Below are 5,647 nucleotides of genomic sequence, written 5' to 3' on the forward strand. Positions count from 1 at the left end.
GGGGGTCGCCCGCCCACCCCAGCATCTCCCGCACTCCGGCTCCGACCGGCAGCAGGGTGACGTCGTGCCGGTCCGCGAGGTCGCGGATCGCCTGGTTGTAGCCGGGGAGGCGCCGGTTCGCGTCGCTGTCCCGGTCCGGGCCGAGCGGGGGGAGGGTTCCCACCGCGAGGCGCGCGTCGGTTCCCGCGCGAACGCGGCCCAGGATGGCGTCCAGGTTGTCCCGGTACCGGTCGACCGGGACCCCGGTGCGGACGTCGTTGGTACCGATCAGGACGGTGACGGCGTCGGGAGCGCAGGCGAGGACGTCCCGGTCGACCCGGGCCAGCAGATCCGCGCTGGTGTCGCCGTTGACACCGGCGTTGACGAAACGGACCCCGGCCGGGCCGAGCTGCCGGCGCAGCTCCCCGACCCAGTCGGCGCTCACCGACCCCCGGGTCATGCTCGCTCCGGCCGTCACCACCAGGTAGTCGTCGCCCGTGCCGCACCGGGCCGGGCTCGGACCGGGGGGCGGCGAACTCGCGTTCCCACCCAGACCGGCCACCCCGAGCAGCAGCGCGCACAGGGTGAGCGCGGTCACCGAGGGACGGGGTCGGGCCGGCCCCGGCCACCCGCCCCGATCCTCCGCCCTCGTCCGGGTCGAGTCGTCCTCTCGCACCACGACACCTCCGCGACGGTCGGTCCCGCCGAGTCGACGTACGGCCTCCGACCGGGTTTCCCGAGCCGCCGCACGCCAACCGGATCATGGTCCCCACCACAGCCGCCGCTCCGGCTCCGCTGGCCGTTCCGGCGGTGGTTTGGTCCGAGGGTCGCACGGGCCAGCGCCGCCCGCCGGCCGTCAGGCCAGCGGGCGAGGGCTGGCGCCTTCGGGCAACCGGTCCGGTCGAACCGTGGTCGCGGGCGCCCGCGCCCGGCTGGCCGCCGGCGGTGCGGTGGCGTGCGCCGGCACGCCCCGCCCACCCCCGTGCGCCGTTCCGGCGGACGGGAGCGGCGATCAACCCTCGAGGTAGGCGAGAACGGCCAGCACGCGCCGGTGGCCGCTGTCCCCCGGCGGGAGGTCCAGCTTCGCGAAGATGTTCCCGACGTGCTTGTGGACCGCGCGCTCGGTCACGACGAGGCGCTGGGCGATCTCCCCGTTGGCGTAACCCTGCGCCATCAGCCCCAGCACCTCCCGTTCGCGTGGGGTGAGGGTGGTCAGCGGCCCCCCGCGCCGCGCCAGCAGCTGTTTGACCACCTCCGGGTCCAGCGCGGTGCCCCCGCCGGCCACCCGCTCCAGGGCGTCCAGGAACTCGCCGATCCTGGCGACCCGGTCCTTGAGGAGGTAACCGACTCCCCGTGCCCCGTGGGCGACCAGCTCCCGCGCGTAGGTCCCCTCCACGTACTGGGAGAGGACCAGCACGGGGAGGTCGGGCCGGTCACGACGGGCGCGGAGGGCCGCCCGGACGCCCTCGTCCCGGAACGACGGCGGGAGCCGGACGTCGACGACGGTGACGTCCGGCCGGTGCTCGGCGACGGCTCGGACGAAGTCCTCGCCGGTGGTGACCCGCGACACGACCTCGTGCCCCGAGCTGGTGAGCACCAGCGACAGCCCCTCGGCGAGCAGCACGTTGTCCTCGGCGATCACCACTCGCACGGGCAGTCCACGAGCACCGTGGTGGGTCCGCCGAGCGGGCTGTCGATCCGCAGCCGGCCGTCCAGCGCCTCGACCCTGCGACGCATCCCCACGATCCCGCTGCCCGCTCCCTCCACGACGCCGCCGGCGCCGTCGTCCCTGATCTCCGCGGACAGCCACCGGCCCTCCCTGGTGACCGTGACGGTCACCAGGGACGCGCCGCTGTGCTTGGCCGCGTTGGTGAGCGCTTCGACGACGACGAAGTACGTCGCCGCCTCGACCGGGTCAGGAACCTCACCGAGTTCCCCGACGGTGAGCTGGGCGGGCACAGCGGAATCCGCGACGACCGAGGCCAGCGCCCCGGGCAGCCCCCGGTCGGAGAGGATCGGCGGGTACATCTGCCGCAGCACGTCACGCAACTCCACCATGGCGTCCTCGGCGCCGGCGCGTGCCTTCGCGATCAGCTCACCCACCGCCTGCGGGTCGTCGCCCAGCCGGCGTTCGGCCAGGCCGAGGTGCATCGCGATCGACACCAGTCGGGCCTGCGTGCCGTCGTGCAGGTCCCGCTCGATCCGCCGCAGCTCGGCGTCGTGCGCGCTCACCGCGCCGCTGCGCGTCGCCTGGAGGGTGTCCACCCGCGCCACCAGCAGTTCCCGCTCGCTGGGGTGCAGCAGCACCCGGTTGGTCCACCCGAGCAGCGAGGCGGCGGCCACCGGGACCACCACGGCGAGTACGACGCTGAGCACGAGCGTGGTGCCGCCGAGGAGTCCGGCGCTGCCCCAGCTGTCCACCGGTTGCCCTGCCAGCATCCGCAGTGGCTCGTCCTCGGGGAAGACCCACCAGAAACCGGTCGCGAGCACCGCCACCAGCGGTGTCATCGCGATGCCGAGCCCCAGGACGCCCAACACGCTGCCCGCGACCATCGACGCCGGGAGCCACCGCAGGTCGCGCCAGGTCACCGGGTCGCCCAGCAGGTCGACCAGCCGCTGCCCGCCGGTGCGCGGGATCTCCGGGGCCGGGCGGCCGGTGAAGCGGTCCGTCTCCCGCCTCGCCGCGTCCGCGAGCCGGGCGAGCACCCGGAGCCCCGCCGGCAGCAGGAACAACCCCACGCCCAGCAGGCAGAGCGCGGCCAGCAGGAGGAGCACCGGGAGCAGCGCCATGCTGGCCGCCCCGAGGCCCAGTCCCACCAGGCAGAACCGGAGGGCACGCATGGCTCGTGCCCGTCCGGAGCTCGACTCGTCACTCACCGCGCGCCCCTCGTCTCGTCCTCGTTCCACGCGGCCGATTCTGTCGCGGCGCGGGTGGGCAGCGCGGTGGAGCGGGCTACACCCTTCCACCGGGCACCCGGTGGCCGAGGGACGTGGGCGGGGAACCGCCCGGTGCGGCGTGGTGGCCGGGGGCGGCGCGGGTCACCGCCCCTGGGCGAGCACCTGGTCCAGCCAGTCGGGCTGCCCCCAGTCGATCATCCGCTCCCCGACGGCCACGGTCGGCGTGCCGAAGTTCCCGTCCTGCAGCAGGTAGCCCCGGTTGGGGATGTCCTCCATCTCGGCGTCCACCTCGGCGCGGTGCTGGCCCTCACGCACGCAGGTCGCGAACTCGTCCCCCTCGATCCCCAGTTCGCGGCCGAGCTCGACGAACTGGTCCGCGTCGTACCCGCGCCGGCCCTCCGTGGGCTGGGCGGCGAACAGGCTCGCGTGGTAGTCGGGGAACTGGCCGGCGTCCGCGGCGCACAACGCGGCGTTGGCCGCGTCGCCCGAGTAGCCGGCGGGGTCCGAGGCCGCGTCGAGGAACGGCAGCATGTGGTACCGGACCTGGAGGTTGCCCTGGGCGATCTCGGACTCGATGCGCTCGGCGTACGCCTCCTCGAAGGCCCCGCAGCCGGGGCACAGGAAGTCCTCGTAGAGGTCCATCGTCACCGGGGCGGTGTCCTCACCGGCCACCACGACGGCCCCGTCCCGCTGGGCGGCGAAGTCGACGCTGGCCGAGCCGACCGGGATCGACTGCTCGGCCTGCTGCTGGTCCTGGTTCCTGGTGAACAACACCCCGCCGATGATCACGACGGCGACCACGAGCACCACCACCACGCCGACCACGACGGGTTTGGCGTTCCGGTGCGACGCCCGCGCGGCGCTGACCGCCTTCGCCCCCTGGTTCGCCTGCCGCTTCTTCCGAGCGTTGCGCTCCGCGCCTCCCACGTCCACGTCCCTTCCGTGCCAACCCGCGGCCGCGACAGTCCGCTCCGCGCGGGGCCCACCGGCCGATCGCCCAGCAGGGTACTCAGCGGTCCTGAGAGCCAGCTGAGGACAGTCCGGGGGACTCGGGACGGCGTCGGCGCAGGTATCGGGGCTCGCGCCGCCCGTCCGGGCATCCGCCGCCCGCCGACGGGCGGCCCTGGATGCGTCCGATTTCACCCGATCGACTGGGGGTTGACCGGGTCAGCGAGGTGGGGCGGGTTCGGCGACCCGCTCCCCGCTGGGCGGTTCCGGCCCTTCGTCGAGCGCCCCGGACTCGGCGGCCACCGTCGAACCAGTCTCCGCCGGGTCCGCGCCGTTGCTGGGCAGGGTCTCCGGGGCGAAGGCCCAGAAGAGGGAGGCGACCACCGCGATGGCCCCGGTCACCCCGAAGGCGAGACCGTAGGAGGAGACGTCGACGAGCAACCCCGCGAGCAGGGGACCCACGATCGCACCCACGTCGGCGGCCATCTGGAAACCGGCGAGCACCGGGCCGCCCCCTCCTCGGCGACCGATCACGTCGGCGACCGCGGCGCCCTGCGGAGGACTGAGCAGGCCGGCGCCGAGTCCGGCGACCAGCGACGCGGCCAGGAAGGCCGGAACGGTCGTCGTGAACCCCAGCCAGGCCGTGCCACCGGCCGAGACCAGCAGTCCGACGAGCACCAGGGGCTTCCGCCCGATCCGGTCGGCCAGTCGACCGGAGAACACCAGCACCACGGCGTTGCCCGCGGCGAACACGGCAAGGGAGATCCCGGCCATGCTCTCGCCCACCCGCAACGCCTCGACGACGAAGAGCGGCAGTAGGGAGATCCGCACGCCGAAGACCGCCCAGCCGTGGGCGAAGTTCGACACGAGCGCGGCGCGGTAGGTGGCGTTGCGCAGCGCGTCCCGGACGCTCAGCGGATCGCGCGAGTCCTGGTCCTCCCGAGCGGCCAACGTCGAGTTCCGGAGGAAGAACCAGGTGCCGAGAACCGCGAGCAGCGTCATCCCGGCGTAGATGAGGAACGGCGCGCGGATCGAGGTCTCGACGAGACCGCCGCCGATCAGGGGGCCCGCGATGTTGCCCAGCAGGAAGGAGGTCGCCCACAGGCCCGAGGCGCGGCCACGCATCGTCGCCGGCGCGAGTCGGATGAGCAGCGCGATCCCGGAGACGGTGAACATGGTGGAGCCGATGCCGCCGAGCGACCGGAACAGCAACATCTGCCAGTACTCGGCCGCGAAGGCGCAGGCGCCGGTGGCCACCCCGGTGATGCTGAGTCCCACGAGGTAGACGGGCCGCTCGCCGAGTCGCGTGACGAGTCGGCCACCGAGGGGCGCGAAGAGCAACCGCATCGCCGCGAAGGCGCTGACGATCATCGAGACGGCGGTCACGCCGACGTCGAAGCTCGCGGCGAAGGTGGGCAGTGCGGGTGCGACGATCCCGAAACCGACCGCGATCACGAAGTTCGCGACGCAGAGGACCCAGATCTCCACGGGTAGCCTGCCGCCGGTCTCCGGAGTCCGTCGCTTCTGTCGTTCCCCGGCTGCCGACCGCACTGTGCGCCTCCTCAATCTTCTTAGCGTGGCTAAGAATACAGCCGGGGGAGTGCTTTCCCCAATCCGACAATCCGGTCGGGCACCAGCCTCGGCCCGGCCCCGCCCACCGGCCGAGGTCAACGCCGGCCGGCCCCCCTCGCATTCCCCGCCGACCCCACTGACCCGCGAGGACCAAGCCTGACCAGCGAGGACGTCCTCCCCCGGCGTCCCTGCCCGAGCGGCGGTCCACCCCCCACAACACGGCCGGCGGGCCGATCCCCGTGGGGGACCG

5 protein-coding genes are annotated in these 5,647 nt (G+C 73.8%); all 5 read right to left on the bottom strand.

Translation table 11 applies throughout. From position 1 onward, the window contains the following. Positions 1-655 (bottom strand): SGNH/GDSL hydrolase family protein (locus ACTIDRAF_RS31730; protein ID WP_169533944.1); only part of this gene is annotated, 655 nt, incomplete at its 3' end. Between the two features lie 336 nt (positions 656-991). Next, on the bottom strand, positions 992-1,630 hold the full coding sequence (locus ACTIDRAF_RS0202795; RefSeq protein ID WP_026065710.1) for a response regulator: 639 nt from the start codon (positions 1,628-1,630) through the stop codon (positions 992-994). After that, on the bottom strand, positions 1,618-2,886 hold the full coding sequence (locus tag ACTIDRAF_RS0202800; protein WP_245533424.1) for a sensor histidine kinase: 1,269 nt from the start codon (positions 2,884-2,886) through the stop codon (positions 1,618-1,620). The genes ACTIDRAF_RS0202795 and ACTIDRAF_RS0202800 overlap by 13 nt, the downstream gene beginning before the upstream one ends. Positions 2,887-3,018: 132 nt before the next feature. Beyond that, positions 3,019-3,804 (bottom strand): DsbA family protein, encoded by a 786-nt coding sequence (locus ACTIDRAF_RS0202805; protein ID WP_026065711.1) that lies wholly within the window; start codon positions 3,802-3,804, stop codon positions 3,019-3,021. 240 nt (positions 3,805-4,044) lie between these two features. Beyond that, positions 4,045-5,376 carry an MFS transporter gene (locus ACTIDRAF_RS0202810; RefSeq protein WP_016697202.1) on the bottom strand — a complete coding sequence of 444 codons (1,332 nt, stop codon included), beginning with the start codon at positions 5,374-5,376 and terminating at the stop codon, positions 4,045-4,047. Between the last annotated feature and the right edge of the window lie 271 nt (positions 5,377-5,647).

Source organism: Actinoalloteichus spitiensis RMV-1378 (assembly GCF_000239155.1).
Taxonomy (GTDB): domain Bacteria; phylum Actinomycetota; class Actinomycetes; order Mycobacteriales; family Pseudonocardiaceae; genus Actinoalloteichus_B; species Actinoalloteichus_B spitiensis.